The organism is Bradyrhizobium sp. MOS003, assembly GCF_003020125.1.
Taxonomy (GTDB): Bacteria; Pseudomonadota; Alphaproteobacteria; order Rhizobiales; family Xanthobacteraceae; genus Bradyrhizobium.
Window position 1 is genome coordinate 714,062 of the sequence record NZ_PYFW01000002.1, and the last position, 13,030, is coordinate 727,091.

The window sequence follows — 13,030 nt, forward strand, 5'->3', positions numbered from 1 at the left end:
CGTCTACGTTCTGCTCTCAATCCGCCTTCACATAGTCCTTCGCGATGATCGCGTTCGCGTCAAAGCCCTTGTCGACGAAGCCCTGCTCCTGCAGCCATTTGATCTGGTTGTCGACGTTCTTCACGTCCAGCTTGCCGTCGGGATCGATATAGGCGCAATTGCCGACCACCTGCTCGACCGGGAGGTTGGTGTACTTCGCGATGATCTCCAGCAGCGGCTTTGTCTGCCCGTTGATCGGCGCGACACCGTCCTTCATCGCGGCAAGGATGACGTCGTGATATTCGCGGTCCGCCTTCGCCAAGGCGCCGAGCAGCTTCGTCACCAGCGCCTTGTTGGTCAGCGTCTTCGGCGAGGCGAACACCGCACCCAGCTGCCACGGCGTTTCGTCGCCGACCCACCCTAAGAATTTCGCGCCGCCTTCGTCCGTGAGCTTTCGCGCCGTCGAGATCGGCAGCAGCGCCGCATCGACGGTCTCGCCCTTCAGCGCGGCGGCGGCATTGGACAGCGATTGCAGCGGCACGATCTTCACGTCCGCGAGCTTGAAGCCGTATTTGTCGGCGAGCAGGCCGAGCGAATAGTGGAAGGAGGAGCCGACCTGCGTCATCGCCACGCGCTTGCCCGCGAGGTCCTTCGGCGTCTTCAATCCAGCGGCATAGGCGTTGTTGCTGGCGAAATAGCCGATCAGGGGATAGCCGGCCTTCTCGCGGCTCATGCCGCCGATCACCTTCAGCACGCCCTTGCCGGCGAGATTGTAGAGACCAGCGGTGAAGGCGGTGATGCCGAAATCGACGTCGCCCGACGTGGTGGCGACCGCGATCGGCTGTGCCGCGTCGAAGAATTTCAGCTCGACCTCGAGGCCGGCCTCGCGAAAATAGCCCTTGTCCTGCGCGATGAAAACCGGCGCGGAGGAGGACAGACGGAGCACGCCGATCCTGGCCTTCAGCGCATCCTCGGCGTGGGCTGTCCCCATCGCCATGATCGCCAAAAGACTGGCTGCCGCGAGCCGCGCAATTCCGATCATCCCTGCTTCCTCCGCCGTTTATCTTGCAGTCCGTTACAGGCCCTCGGGCACCGGCTGGTCCCGTCCGATGAAGGCGCCTTGTTGTTTCAACGTTTCCTGCAACTTTTCAATGGGGATGTCGCGTGGAATCCGGTTTCCGGAGAGTGCCAAGGCAGCGGCGGAACCGGCGGCCTCGCCCATCACGAAACAGGCACCGGAAACCCGTGCCGCCGACTGGCCCTCGTGGGTCATCGAGGCGCAACGGCCGGCGACCAGCAGATTGTCGGCACCTTCGGGCACCAGCATCCGATACGGCAGCTCGTTATAGCCGCGGGATTCCGGGATCGGCGGAAAGGTGAAGACGACGTCGCCGGGAACGTGAGCCTCGATCGGCCAGCCATTGACGCCGATGGAGTCCTCGAAGGAGGCGCAGCCGAGCACGTCCTCGCCGCTGAGCTGGTAGCCGCCCTTGATGCGGCGGGTCTCGCGGATGCCGAGTTGTGGCGGCAAATCGACGATGTAGGATTTTTCAAACCCCGGCACGGTGCGCAGGAATTCGAAGGCGGCGAGCGCCTGCTTGCGGCCCTCGATCTCGCCGCGGGTGAGATCGTCGGGCTCGACGCCGTTGATGGCGTGGCCGTCCTCGCGCGCCACTTGCGTGAAGTTCACCCGCCATTCGATGCCGGATTTCTGCGGCCGTACGATGGCACTCTTGCGCGGGAATGTGTGGGTGCCGGCGGCGAGCGCTTTTTCCATCAATTGCGGAATGGTGCGCCAGGCATCGCCCGCCTTGTCGGGATCGATGCCGTTGAGACGGAGCATCATCGAGGGATACATCGGATGTCCGTGCGCGTCGCCGATGTCGAATGGCGCACCGGCCCAGACGGCCAGGTCGCCGTCGCCGGAGCAATCGATGAAGATCTCCGATCGCACCGCCTGCCGTCCGGCCTTGGTCTCGACCATCAGCGCGTCGATGCGGCTGTCATCGCCCATCACCACGCCGGCGCCGAGCGCGTGGAACAGGATGTGCACCTTGTGGCTCGCCAGCAGTTGGTCCGCCGCGATCTTGTAGGCTGCGGTATCGTAGGCCTGGGCAAAGACCTTGCCGAGGATCAGATGCGGCGTGTTCAGGCCGTTGAGCCGGTCGATCCGCGCCAGCAACTCGGACGCCATGCCCTGCACCAGCCTGCGATGCTCGCCATGGACATTGCCATGCAGGCCGCAAAAATTTGTGACACCGGCGGCGGTGCCCATGCCGCCGAGAAAGCCGTAGCGCTCGATCAGAAGCGTCTTTCGCCCGGCGCGCGCGGCTGAGGCCGCCGCGATGATCCCGGCCGGACCGCCCCCGAGCACGACGACTTCATATTCGCCATAGAGCGGCACCTGGCGTGCCGGTTCTTCGATCATTGTGGCCCGCATGGCGCGCTCCTCCCAAAATCGCTTGCTCGCCCAAGCCTGGATTAGCCCGGCTCACCTCTACGTCGCAAGATCGCGGTTGCTTCCCGTCAGCCGGGTTGAGACAACGTCCGGCATGGATTCGATCATCGCCAGATTCGCTATAGCCGCATTGCTCTTTCACGTGATCGCGCCCGCCGCAGCCGTGGAGCAGAGCTGCCGCTTCATCCAGGCCAAGGCCGAGCGCGAAGCTTGCTACAAGCGGCAGGAGGACGAACTCGCGGCGAAGCGCAAGCCCGTTGCCCCTGCCAATGACAGCCAGGCGCTCGGCACGCTGCGCCAGATGCGACAGGACGACGATGCCGTCTATCGCAGCATCAACAATATCTGCCGCGGCTGCTGACGTTCAGCCTTTCCCGCCGCCCCAGTTCCCCGCCCGCTTCTCCGCGAACGAGGCCAGCCCTTCCGCCGCCTCCGCGCTCTGGCGCTTGAGCGAATGCAGCTGCACGAGCCGCGTGTAGGCGGCATCGTCCACCGCCATGCCGCCGAACGAGCTCTCCAGCGCGAGGCGCTTGGTTTCAGCCATCGCCTCCGGCCCGTTGGCGAGCAGTTGCTCGACCACCTTGGCGCCGGCGGCTTCGAGATCGGCGAGCGGCACCACCTCATGGACCAGACCGATGCGGCGGGCGTCCTCGGCACCGAACCGTTCACCGGTCAGCGCGTAGCGGCGGACCTGGCGCACGCCGATGGCGTCGCAAAGCTGCGGGATGATGATCGCCGCCGTCAGGCCCCAGCGCACCTCGGTGATCGAGAACAGGGCGTTGTCCGCGGCGATCACGATGTCGCAAGCCGCGATCACGCCGGTGCCGCCGCCGAAGCAGCCGCCCTGCACCAGCGCGACCGTGGGGATCGGCAAGGTGTTGAGCCGTTGCACGGCTTCGTACGTCGCGCGCGAAGCGGCCTCGTTCGCCTCGGCCGATTGCGGCCGCACGCCGTTGATCCATTTCAGGTCGGCGCCGGCCTGGAAATGCTTGCCGTTACCCTTGAGCACGACGACGCGCAAATTCGGCTTCTTGCCGAGATCGTCCATCGCCGCGAGCACGCCCGCGATCAGTGCGCCGTCATAGGCGTTGTTGACCTCCGGCCGGTTCAAGGTGACGGTCGCAACCCCTCGCTCGTCAAGGGTCCACAGCACGGGGCTGGCAGTCACGGCGATCCCTCCGGTCATTGTTTGCCCTGCACTATGGCCGAGGCAGCGCATCCCGATCCATATCTTTCCAGCGTGGGGCGGTCGCGCCCATCGCATGGCGGCTTGTGTCATGGTGGCGGCGGGCGACAGTTTGGGACCAGGGAATCATCATGCGCATCTGCATTTTCGGCGCGGGCGCCGTCGGCAGCCACATTGCGGTCCGGCTGGCGCGCGCCGGTCATGACGTTTCATGCGTGATGCGGGGAGCGCATCTGGAGGCGGTCCGGGCCAATGGCCTCAAATTGCGCGTCGGCGATTCCGAGGTCTCCGCCAAGGTGAACGCCTCGGGCGATCCGGCCCAGCTCGGTCCGCAGGACGTCGTGATCTCGACGCTGAAGGCCACCGCGCTGACGGGACTGGTCGCCAGCCTCAAGCCGCTGCTTCAGGACGACACCGCCATCGTCTTCGCCCAGAACGGTATTCCCTGGTGGTACGGGATCGGCCTGCCACCGCGGCACCCGACACCGCCGGACATTTCCTTCCTCGACCCCGGCGGACGCTTGCGCGCCTGCATCCCGAAGGAGCGGATCATCGGCGGCGTCGTATTCTCCTCCAACGAAGTGACCGCGCCCGGCGTGGTGCAGAATCTCACCCCGGACCGCAACCGCCTGCTGATCGGGGAATGCGACGATCGCAATTGCGAACGGATCACCAAGCTGCGCAATGTGTTCAACGACGCGCGGCTGGAGTCTCCACCGGTCGCCGAGATCCGCGAGGCGATCTGGTCAAAGCTGCTGACCAACATGTCGCTGTCGGTGCTGTGCCTGCTCACCGGCCAGACCGCACGTGGCGTGCGCGACGACGCCGCCTTTGCGGACGTCATCCCGCGCATGCTTAACGAGGCCAACGACATCGCGCAGCACTTCATCCCCGAGGTGAAGCGCGTGACGCGCAGCGGTCCCGCCCCCAATCACAAGCCTTCGCTGCTGCAGGATTACGAGCTTGGCCGCGCCATGGAGATCGACGTGCTGGTGAAGGCGCCTGCCGCCTTCGCGCGCACCGCCGGCCTTTCGACACCGACGCTCGACCTGATCGCCGCGCTGGCGATCCAGAAGGCACGGGACAAGGGGCTCTACTCGGCGTGAGGTTCAGGCGAGATCGTCGATCCAGGCCGCAAGCGTATCGAGCACCTCGGTGAGCGCCTCTTCGTTGCTGCGGCCGGATTTTTTCAGCACCGCGAACGAGTGATCGCCGCCTTCGACCTCGTGCAGCGTCGCCTTCGGGCCGAGCGACGCGATGACTGGCTTGAGATGGCCGAGGTCGGCAAGTCCGTCGCGCGTTCCCTGCAGGAACAGCATGGGGATCGCGATGCCGGCGAGGTGCTCGGCCCGCTCGGACGACGGCTTCTTGGCGGCATGCAGGGGGAAGCCGAGGAAGGCGAGCCCTTTCACGTCAGGCAGCGGCGTCTTCGACTGCGCCTGCGAGGTCATACGTCCACCGAACGACTTGCCGCCGGCGACTAGCGTCACCCCCGGACAAAGTCGCGCCGCATCCGCGGCCGCCGCGCGGATGGCAGCGTGCGCGACCGCGGGCTGGTCGGGATGCCCCTGCTTCTTTTCCATGTAGGGGAAGTTGAAGCGGAACGTCGCAATGCCGCGATCGGCGAGACCGGCTGCGACCTTCTCCATGAAAGAATGCCGCATATCGGCGCCGGCACCGTGCGCCAGCACGTAGCAGGCGCGCGCATGGTTCGGTCGCGTCAGGAGCGCCGAGACCGTACCGATGCGTTCGATGTCGAGCTTGAGTTCGCGCGTCTCGACCAAGACTGAATTTTCCCGATGAATTTCCTCGATGGTACCTGCCCGAGCGCGATCTGAAAACAGGAGACCAAGCGCCTGCTCGCGATGCGCACGGCCCGCGCGAGCGCAGGTCCTTAGCTCACCCGCCGGTCCCGGCCTTCCCAGAACGGCCTGCGCAGCTCGCGCTTCAGCACCTTGCCGGCGCCGGACAGCGGCAGCGGCGTCTCGGTGATATCGATGCTGCGCGGACATTTGTAGCCCGCGATCAACGTCTTCGTGAACTCGATCAGCTCGCCGGGTGAGACCTCCGCGCCGCCGCGCTTGACCACGACGGCATGGACCTGCTCTCCCCATTGCTCGTTGGGAACTCCGATCACCGCGCATTGCAGCACCGAGGGGTGCAGCGCGAGCGCGTTCTCGACCTCGACCGAGTAGACATTCTCGCCGCCCGAGATGATCATGTCCTTGACGCGGTCGACGACATAGATGAACCCGTCCTGGTCCATGTAGCCGCCGTCGCCGGTATGCATCCAGCCATCGACGACGGCGCGCGCGGTCTCTTCCGGCCGTTCCCAATAGCCCATCATCACGGTGTCGCCGCGCACCACGATCTCGCCGACGCTTTCAGCCGGCACCGGCTGATCGTTCTCGTCGACGATCCGCACCTCGCAGCCGAGCGTGGCGCGGCCGGCGCCGCGGTGACGTCCCTTCCTGCGCCCTTCGCCGACGTGCTCGTCGGAGTGCAGCAGCGTCGCGATCGGCGATAGTTCGGTCATGCCATAGGCCTGCGTGAAGCGCACATGCGGCAGTGCCCGCGCGGCACGGTCGAGCACGGCCTCGCTGATTGGCGACGCCCCGTAGATGATATGCTTGAGCGACGACAGGTCGTAGTTTGCGATCGCGGGGTGATCGACCAGCATCTGGATCATCGTGGGCACCAGCAGCACGTCGGTGACGCGCTCGTTCTGCATCGCGGCCATGACGCCTTCGGGCGTGAAGCCCTGAACGATCACGTTGGAGCCGCCGGAGAGCAGCAGGGAATACATCGCCGCCCCGTTGGCGAGGTGAAACATCGGGGCGGCGTGCAGATAGGTCGTGCTCGCCGGAAACAGCCCTTCGCCGAGGGCGTTGAGCGCATTGGCCATCAGGTTCTGGTGGCTGAGCATCACGCCCTTGGAACGTCCGGTGGTGCCGCCGGTGTAGAAGATGCCGGCGAGATCGCCGCCCTTGCGCATGGCATCGGCAACCGGCGCGCTGCCCGCGACCAGATCCTCATAGCTCTCCATCTCCGCCGGCACCTCACCGTCGTCGGCATAGATCAGCTTGAGCCCCGGAATGGTGCCGGCGAGCTGCGCGCCGATTTGCGCGAAAGCCTTGTCCACCACCAGAACGGAGGCCCGGCAGTCGCGCAGCGCATCCTCGTTTTCCAGCGCGCTCCAGCGGATGTTGAGCGGCACGATCACGCCGCCGGCCCAGCCCGTCGCCAGATAGAGCTCGAGATAGCGGTCGGAGTTGAAGGACAGCACGGCGATGCGATCGCCGTCCCTGACGCCGCGCGTGCGCAGGCCACCAGCCAGCCTGGTGACGCGTTCACCGAGCTCACCCCAGTCGCGGCGCCGCTGGCCATAGACGGTGGCCAGCCCGTTCGGATTGATCTGCAGCGCGCGCCGCAGGCCGTGCGTGATGTTCATCGCGTTCCTCCTCCTGTACGCTTCTTCCCTGTTGTCTTGCGTCCTGGGTTGCGCCTTTGCGGCGCCCCCGGCTTCTTCTTTATCGTGTGTTGCGGGCCGGCAGCCGCCAGGCCTTCGGTCAGCCGAGCCGTGAACTCGTCGGCGATCGCGGTCGGCGACAAACCGCCGTCCCGGCGATACCAGTGACCGATCCAGTTGAGCGAGCCCGCGATCGCGAACGCGGCAAGCTTGGGATCGCAGGCCTTGATCGAACCGTCGGCCATGCCTGCGGCGATATAGTCCCGGAACGTGGCGTCGATCCGCTTCTTGGCCGCGCGCGCGACGGCGGCGTTCCGCTCGGTCAGGTCGCGCAGGTCGAAGCGCACCAGGCTCGCGCCGAAATCGGTCGCCATCAGCGCGGCATAGGCGTGGACCAGCTTGCGCAGCCTGGCGAGGCCCGAGCCGCTGCCGGCATTGATCTCGGTGATGACGCTGTCGACGAGCTCGGCGCCCATCGACCAGCATTCGAACAGGATCTCGTCCTTGCCCCGGAAGTAATTGTACAGCGCGGGCTTGGTGATGTTCAGCCGCTCCGCGACCTCGTTTAGCGTGACGCGATGATAGCCCTGCTCCAGGAACAGCTGCACGGCGGCGCGCAGCACCGCCTCGCGTTTCTCGTCCCGGGCGCGGCGCCGGCTCTCGAACGGCAGCCACGGGGAGGATGGCGGGGAAGATGGCGGAGTGGGCGGCGCTGAATCCATGCTCGACTGCGTTGACTCCGGAGGGCGACGGCCGATATATTACCCGCAGGTAAGAAAAAGTCCAACGGGTAAATTATCGGAGGAACGATGTCTGACGTCATCGTCGCAGGGGTCGGCATGATCCCGTTCGCCAAGCCGGGCGCCAGCGCGCCCTATCACGCAATGGGGACCGAGGCGACCAGGCTCGCGCTCGCCGACGCCGGCCTCGGTTACGAGACGGTCGAGCAGGCCTATGTCGGATACGTCTACGGCGATTCCACCTGCGGGCAGCGCGCGCTCTACCATGTCGGGATGACCGGCATCCCCATCGTCAACGTCAACAACAATTGCTCGACCGGCTCGACCGCGCTGTTCATGGCCAGGCAGATGATCGCGAGCGGGGCGCTGGATTGCGTGCTGGCGGTCGGCTTCGAGCAGATGAAGCCCGGCGCGCTCGGCAGCGTCTATACCGATCGCCCGAGCGCATTCGAGGAATTCGACGCGGCCGCGGACGAGCTGATCGACGCCCCCGGCATTCCGCTGGCGCTGCGCTATTTCGGCGGCGCCGGGCTCAGCCACATGAAGAAGTACGGCACACCATTGGACGCCTTCGCCAAGGTGCGCGCCAAGGCAAGCCGTCATGCCAAGAACAATCCGCTCGCACTCTTCCGCAAGGAGGTCACCGCGGACGACGTCATGAACGACCAGGTGATCTGGCCGGGCGTGATGACGCGCCTGATGGCGTGCCCGCCGACCTGCGGCGGCGCCGCCGCGGTGCTGGTGTCCGAGCGGTTTGCGGACAAGCACGGCATCGGCAAAGAGGTGCGGATCGCAGCGCAGGCCATGACCACCGACACGCCCTCGACCTTCAAAGCCGGCGACATGATGCAATTGGCCGGCTACGACATGGCCAAGGAGGCGGCCAGCCGCGTCTATGAAAGCGCCGGCGTCGGACCCGGCGATCTCGACGTGGTCGAGCTGCACGACTGCTTCGCCCACAACGAGCTGATCACCTACGAGGCGCTCGGCCTCTGCGGCGAGGGCGAAGCCGGCAAGTTCATCAATGATGGCGACAACACCTATGGCGGCCGTATCGTGACCAATCCGTCCGGCGGATTGCTCTCGAAGGGGCATCCGCTCGGCGCCACCGGGCTTGCGCAGTGCTACGAGCTGACGCGGCAGTTGCGTGGCACGGCAGGTCCCACGCAGGTCGAGGGCGCGAAGGTCGCGCTCCAGCACAATCTCGGCCTCGGCGGCGCCTGCGTCGTCACCCTCTACAAGCGGCACTGATAGCACGCCATGGTCGATCAGTCCGCCGTAGGGCGCTGCTTCACACCCGTCACCGCGCGCGTGGAGCCGGGCCGTCTTCGCTACTTCCTCAATACGCTAGGTGAACAGAACCCGGTCTATCGCGACGCAGATGCGGCGCGCGCATCCGGATTCGCCGGCACGCCGGTGCCGCCGACCTATCTGTTCTGCCTGGAGATGATGGACGTCGACGATCCCTTTGAAATGTTCACCGCGCTCGACATCGATCTCGCCCGTGTGTTGCACGGCGAGCAGAGCTTCGTCTATCACGCGCCGGTTCTGGTCGGCGACACCCTGACGTTTCGACCGAGCGTGACCAGCGTCGCGGAGAAGAAGGGCGGCGCGATGACGCTGATCGGCATCCGGTGCGAGGTGACCAACCAGGACGGCGTGCATGTCGCCGATACCGCGCGCACCATCGTCGTCCGCAACGAGGTTGCGTCGTGATGGCAGCCGCAGACATCAAGGCCGGCGACCGCATCGTGCACAAGGTCTTCCCGCCGATCACCCGCCACACGCTCGCGCTGTATTGCGGCGCATCGGGCGACCACAATCCGATCCACGTCGATATCGACTTCGCCAAAGCGGCGGGATTTCCTGATGTGTTCGCCCACGGCATGCTGGTGATGGCCTGCCTTGGCCAGGCGCTCACCGATGCGGTGCCGCCATCGAAGCTCCGCGCCTTCGCGACGCGCTTCGTCGCCATCACCCAGCTTGGCGCCAGGCTGACATGCGAGGGCACCGTGACCGAGCTCTTCGCCGCGAACGGCGAGCAACGGGCAAGGCTCGCGCTCACCACCAGGGACGAACGCGGCGAGATCAAGCTCGACGGCAGCGCCGTCATCGCGCTGTAACAGCAGGAGAACACATCCAAATGGCAAAACTGCAGGGAAAGGTCGCGCTCGTCACCGGCTCGGGCCGCGGCATCGGGCGGTCGATCGCACTCAAGCTTGCGCACGAAGGTGCCAGGGTCGTCGTCAACGACCTCGATGCCGCGCCCGGCGACGCCGTGGTCGCGGAGATCAAGGCGCTCGGCGGCGATGCCGTCGCCGTGAACGGCAGCGTCGCGGAAACAGGCTTCGCCGACCGCTTTGTCGGCGCCGCGCTCGACAAGTTCGGCGGGCTCGACATCATCGTCAACAATGCCGGCTATACCTGGGACTCCACCATCCAGAAGATGACGGACGAGCAGTTCCAGGCCATGCTCGACGTCCATCTCGTCGCACCGTTCCGGCTGCTGCGCGCGGCGGCCGAGCCGATCCGCGTCTTCGCCAGGAAGGAGGCCGAGGAGGGTCGCGAAGTGTTCCGCAAGGTCGTGAACATCTCCTCGATCGCCGGCCTCTACGGCAATGCCGGACAGGCGAGCTATTCCTCGGCCAAGGCCTCGCTGATCGGGCTGACCCGAACCATGTGCAAGGAGTGGGGCCGCTACAAGGTCAACGTCAATTGCGTCGCCTTCGGCCTGATCAACACCCGTCTGACCGAGCCGATCGAGGCGCAGCAGAAGACCATCGACGTCGCCGGCCGCGACATCAAGGTGGGCGTGCAGCCGCAGATGCTGGAGGCGATGTCGCGGATGATTCCGCTCGGCCGCGGCGGGACGCCGGAAGAGGCAGCCGACGCCGTCTATCTGTTCTGCAGCCCGGAATCCAATTATATCAGCGGCCAGGTGGTCGTCGCCGGTGGCGGCCTGATAGTCTGAAAGCGAGGCGCCGATGCATTACCGATCATCGTGGATGACCGAAGAGCTGGACACGTTCCGCGACCAGTTCCGGAAATACCTCGCCAAGGATTTGGCGCCGCACGCCGAGAAGTGGCGCGAGCAGAAGATGGTCGACCGCTTCGCCTGGCGCGGCCTCGGCGAGATGGGCGCGCTGCTGGCCAGCGTGCCGGAGGAATATGGCGGGCTGGGCGCCAGCTTCGCCTATGACGCCGCGGTGCTGGACGACCTCGAGAGCACGGTGCCCGAGCTGACCACCGGCGTCTCCGTGCACAGCGCCATCGTCGCCCACTACGTCCTCAATTACGGCTCGGAGGAACAGAAGAAGCGCTGGCTGCCGAAGATGGCGTCGGGCGAGATGGTCGGCGCCATCGCCATGACCGAGCCCGGCACCGGCTCGGATCTGCAGGCCGTCAAGACCACCGCAAAGAAGCAGGGCAATTCCTACGTCATCAACGGCCAGAAGACCTTCATCACCAACGGCCAGGCCGCCGATCTCGTCATCGTGGTAGCCCGCACCGGTGACGTCGGCGCCAAGGGCATTTCGCTGATCGTGGTCGAGACCGCGGGCGCGGACGGCTACAAGCGCGGACGCAACCTCGACAAGATCGGCCTGCACGCCTCCGACACATCCGAGCTGTTCTTCGACAACGTCACGGTTCCGCCCGAGAACCTGCTCGGCAAGGAGGAAGGCCAGGGCTTCGTCCAGCTGATGCAGCAATTGCCGCAGGAACGCCTCGCGCTCGCGGTTGGCGCCGTCGCCGCGATGGAGCGCGCCGTCAAGCTCACCGTCGCCTACACCAAGGAGCGGAAAGCCTTCGGCAAACCGCTGATGGACTTCCAGAACACCGCCTTCACGCTTGCCGAGCGCAAGACCGAGGCGATGATCGCCCGCGTCTTCGTCGACTGGTGCATCGAGCGCCTGGTCGCTGGCGACCTCGACACCGTCACCGCGTCGATGGCGAAATACTGGTGTTCGGACAAGCAGGTCCAGACCGCAGACGAATGCCTACAGCTGTTCGGCGGCTACGGCTACATGCAGGAATACCCGATCTCGCGCATCTTCATCGATTCCCGCATCCAGAAGATCTATGGCGGCACCAACGAGATCATGAAGCTGTTGATCGCGCGGTCGCTGTAGATCAACGCGCACGCCAGTCGCGCGGCCGGCAGCCGAAGCGCTGCTTGAAGCGTCGGGTGAAGTGGGAGAGGTCCGAGAAGCCCCAATCGAACGCGATGGCGCCGATCGCACGGTCTGCCATCTCTGGATCCCCGAGATCCCTGGCCGCTCCATCGAGCCTGTTGTCGATGACATAATTGGTGAAGCTGAAGCCCGATCGCGCCAGCAGCTTGTGGACGTAGCGCTCGCTGATGCCGACGGCCTCGGCGACATCGGCGACCGCAAGGCCGGGCTCGCGGAGCCGCCGGTGAATGGCGCGTTTCAGCGCCAGCGTGGTTGCGTCGGCAAGACTCTCGGACGCCGCAGCGCCTGCCCTGCTCCGCCGCGACAGGCTCACGGCGACCAGTTCAATCAGCGCCCGGAACAACCGCACGCCCTCCTGCTCGGTCATGCGCAGTGCGCCGTCGCTGAGCGTGCGTGCCGTCTCCACGATGAGATGGCCGACAAAGGGGTCGTCGGAGACTCGGGACGCCGAGACGTCGAACGATGCCGGCAAGCGTTCGCGCAAAACCTCCGCCGGCACCCAAAACGAGGCGACCCGCAATTGCGGACCACGATCGTGCAGAAGAGCGAACTGCCGGTCGCTGTCGAAAATTCCGACCTGTCCTGACGAGAGACTGATCTCGCGACCGTCCTGCCGAATGCGGCAGCGGCCGGCCAGCTTCAGATTGAGATAGAAGCAGCTGCGGTCGGACGCCGCGATGTCGGCCGCGGAACGACGCACCACGTGCTCGGGAAAGCTGACGCGGTTGATCGCGGCATCGCCGAGCCTGACGTTCTCGACACTGGCGCGGAAGCCTGCGGCCGCCATCGGCTCCGGAGTCAACTTCATGAAGGCCTGGCAGACCGCCTCGCGGTAGTAGGCAAATTGCTCGCCTGGCCTGATATCCGCGGTGTCCCAGGCCGATTGGCGTGACGGAACGGCGCGCTCGATCTCCTGCATCGGTTCACTCCGAGACCAATCCGGTTCACTTCCAGCCAAGCGGCAAATAACCAGCCGGTTCACACTTCGTACAACAAGAATTGTCC

Annotated in this window: 14 protein-coding genes; 7 read left to right on the forward strand and 7 right to left on the reverse strand. The window is 65.6% G+C overall.

Features of this window, described 5'->3' with window-relative positions; all coding sequences use genetic code 11:
* Positions 1-16 precede the first annotated feature (16 nt).
* Positions 17-1,021, reverse strand: a complete 1,005-nt coding sequence (locus tag C7G42_RS13850; RefSeq protein WP_106949487.1) for an ABC transporter substrate-binding protein — start codon at positions 1,019-1,021, stop codon at positions 17-19.
* Positions 1,022-1,054: 33 nt separating this feature from the next.
* Positions 1,055-2,419 carry an FAD-dependent oxidoreductase gene (locus C7G42_RS13855; protein ID WP_106949488.1) on the reverse strand — a complete coding sequence of 455 codons (1,365 nt, stop codon included), beginning with the start codon at positions 2,417-2,419 and terminating at the stop codon, positions 1,055-1,057.
* Positions 2,420-2,531: 112 nt separating this feature from the next.
* Between C7G42_RS13855 and C7G42_RS13860 the strand changes: the two genes are divergently transcribed.
* Positions 2,532-2,798 carry a hypothetical protein gene (locus C7G42_RS13860; protein WP_106949489.1) on the forward strand — a complete coding sequence of 89 codons (267 nt, stop codon included), beginning with the start codon at positions 2,532-2,534 and terminating at the stop codon, positions 2,796-2,798.
* Positions 2,799-2,801: 3 nt separating this feature from the next.
* On the opposite strand, the gene C7G42_RS13865 is transcribed toward C7G42_RS13860, so the two are convergent.
* On the reverse strand, positions 2,802-3,605 hold the full coding sequence (locus tag C7G42_RS13865) for an enoyl-CoA hydratase-related protein (RefSeq protein ID WP_106949734.1): 804 nt from the start codon (positions 3,603-3,605) through the stop codon (positions 2,802-2,804).
* A gap of 149 nt (positions 3,606-3,754) precedes the next feature.
* Here C7G42_RS13865 and C7G42_RS13870 point away from each other — a divergent pair, with 149 nt between their 5' ends.
* Positions 3,755-4,729 carry a ketopantoate reductase family protein gene (locus C7G42_RS13870; RefSeq protein WP_106949490.1) on the forward strand — a complete coding sequence of 325 codons (975 nt, stop codon included), beginning with the start codon at positions 3,755-3,757 and terminating at the stop codon, positions 4,727-4,729.
* A gap of 3 nt (positions 4,730-4,732) precedes the next feature.
* On the opposite strand, the gene C7G42_RS13875 is transcribed toward C7G42_RS13870, so the two are convergent.
* From C7G42_RS13875 to C7G42_RS13885, 3 genes are all read right to left on the reverse strand, one after another.
* Positions 4,733-5,407 (reverse strand): alpha/beta hydrolase family protein, encoded by a 675-nt coding sequence (locus tag C7G42_RS13875; protein ID WP_199580889.1) that lies wholly within the window; start codon positions 5,405-5,407, stop codon positions 4,733-4,735.
* 110 nt (positions 5,408-5,517) lie between these two features.
* Positions 5,518-7,074, reverse strand: coding sequence for an acyl-CoA synthetase (locus C7G42_RS13880; RefSeq protein ID WP_106949491.1), 1,557 nt, complete (start codon positions 7,072-7,074; stop codon positions 5,518-5,520).
* Positions 7,071-7,814, reverse strand: a complete 744-nt coding sequence (locus tag C7G42_RS13885) for a TetR/AcrR family transcriptional regulator (protein WP_106949492.1) — start codon at positions 7,812-7,814, stop codon at positions 7,071-7,073. Before C7G42_RS13885 ends, C7G42_RS13880 begins: the two co-directional genes overlap by 4 nt.
* Before the next feature lie 87 nt (positions 7,815-7,901).
* Here C7G42_RS13885 and C7G42_RS13890 point away from each other — a divergent pair, with 87 nt between their 5' ends.
* From C7G42_RS13890 to C7G42_RS13910, 5 genes are read left to right on the forward strand one after another with little or no spacing between them, the layout of a single operon-like run.
* On the forward strand, positions 7,902-9,083 hold the full coding sequence (locus tag C7G42_RS13890) for a lipid-transfer protein (protein WP_106949493.1): 1,182 nt from the start codon (positions 7,902-7,904) through the stop codon (positions 9,081-9,083).
* Between the two features lie 9 nt (positions 9,084-9,092).
* On the forward strand, positions 9,093-9,548 hold the full coding sequence (locus C7G42_RS13895; protein WP_106949494.1) for a MaoC family dehydratase N-terminal domain-containing protein: 456 nt from the start codon (positions 9,093-9,095) through the stop codon (positions 9,546-9,548).
* Positions 9,548-9,955 carry a MaoC family dehydratase gene (locus C7G42_RS13900; RefSeq protein ID WP_106949495.1) on the forward strand — a complete coding sequence of 136 codons (408 nt, stop codon included), beginning with the start codon at positions 9,548-9,550 and terminating at the stop codon, positions 9,953-9,955. Before C7G42_RS13895 ends, C7G42_RS13900 begins: the two co-directional genes overlap by 1 nt.
* A gap of 20 nt (positions 9,956-9,975) precedes the next feature.
* Positions 9,976-10,803 carry an SDR family NAD(P)-dependent oxidoreductase gene (locus C7G42_RS13905; RefSeq protein ID WP_106949496.1) on the forward strand — a complete coding sequence of 276 codons (828 nt, stop codon included), beginning with the start codon at positions 9,976-9,978 and terminating at the stop codon, positions 10,801-10,803.
* Positions 10,804-10,816: 13 nt separating this feature from the next.
* Positions 10,817-11,962 carry an acyl-CoA dehydrogenase family protein gene (locus C7G42_RS13910; protein ID WP_106949497.1) on the forward strand — a complete coding sequence of 382 codons (1,146 nt, stop codon included), beginning with the start codon at positions 10,817-10,819 and terminating at the stop codon, positions 11,960-11,962.
* Between the two features lies 1 nt (position 11,963).
* Here the strand turns inward: C7G42_RS13910 and C7G42_RS13915 are convergent, their stop codons facing one another.
* Complete coding sequence (locus C7G42_RS13915; protein ID WP_106949498.1) at positions 11,964-12,944, reverse strand: helix-turn-helix domain-containing protein; 981 nt, start codon at positions 12,942-12,944, stop codon at positions 11,964-11,966.
* Between the last annotated feature and the right edge of the window lie 86 nt (positions 12,945-13,030).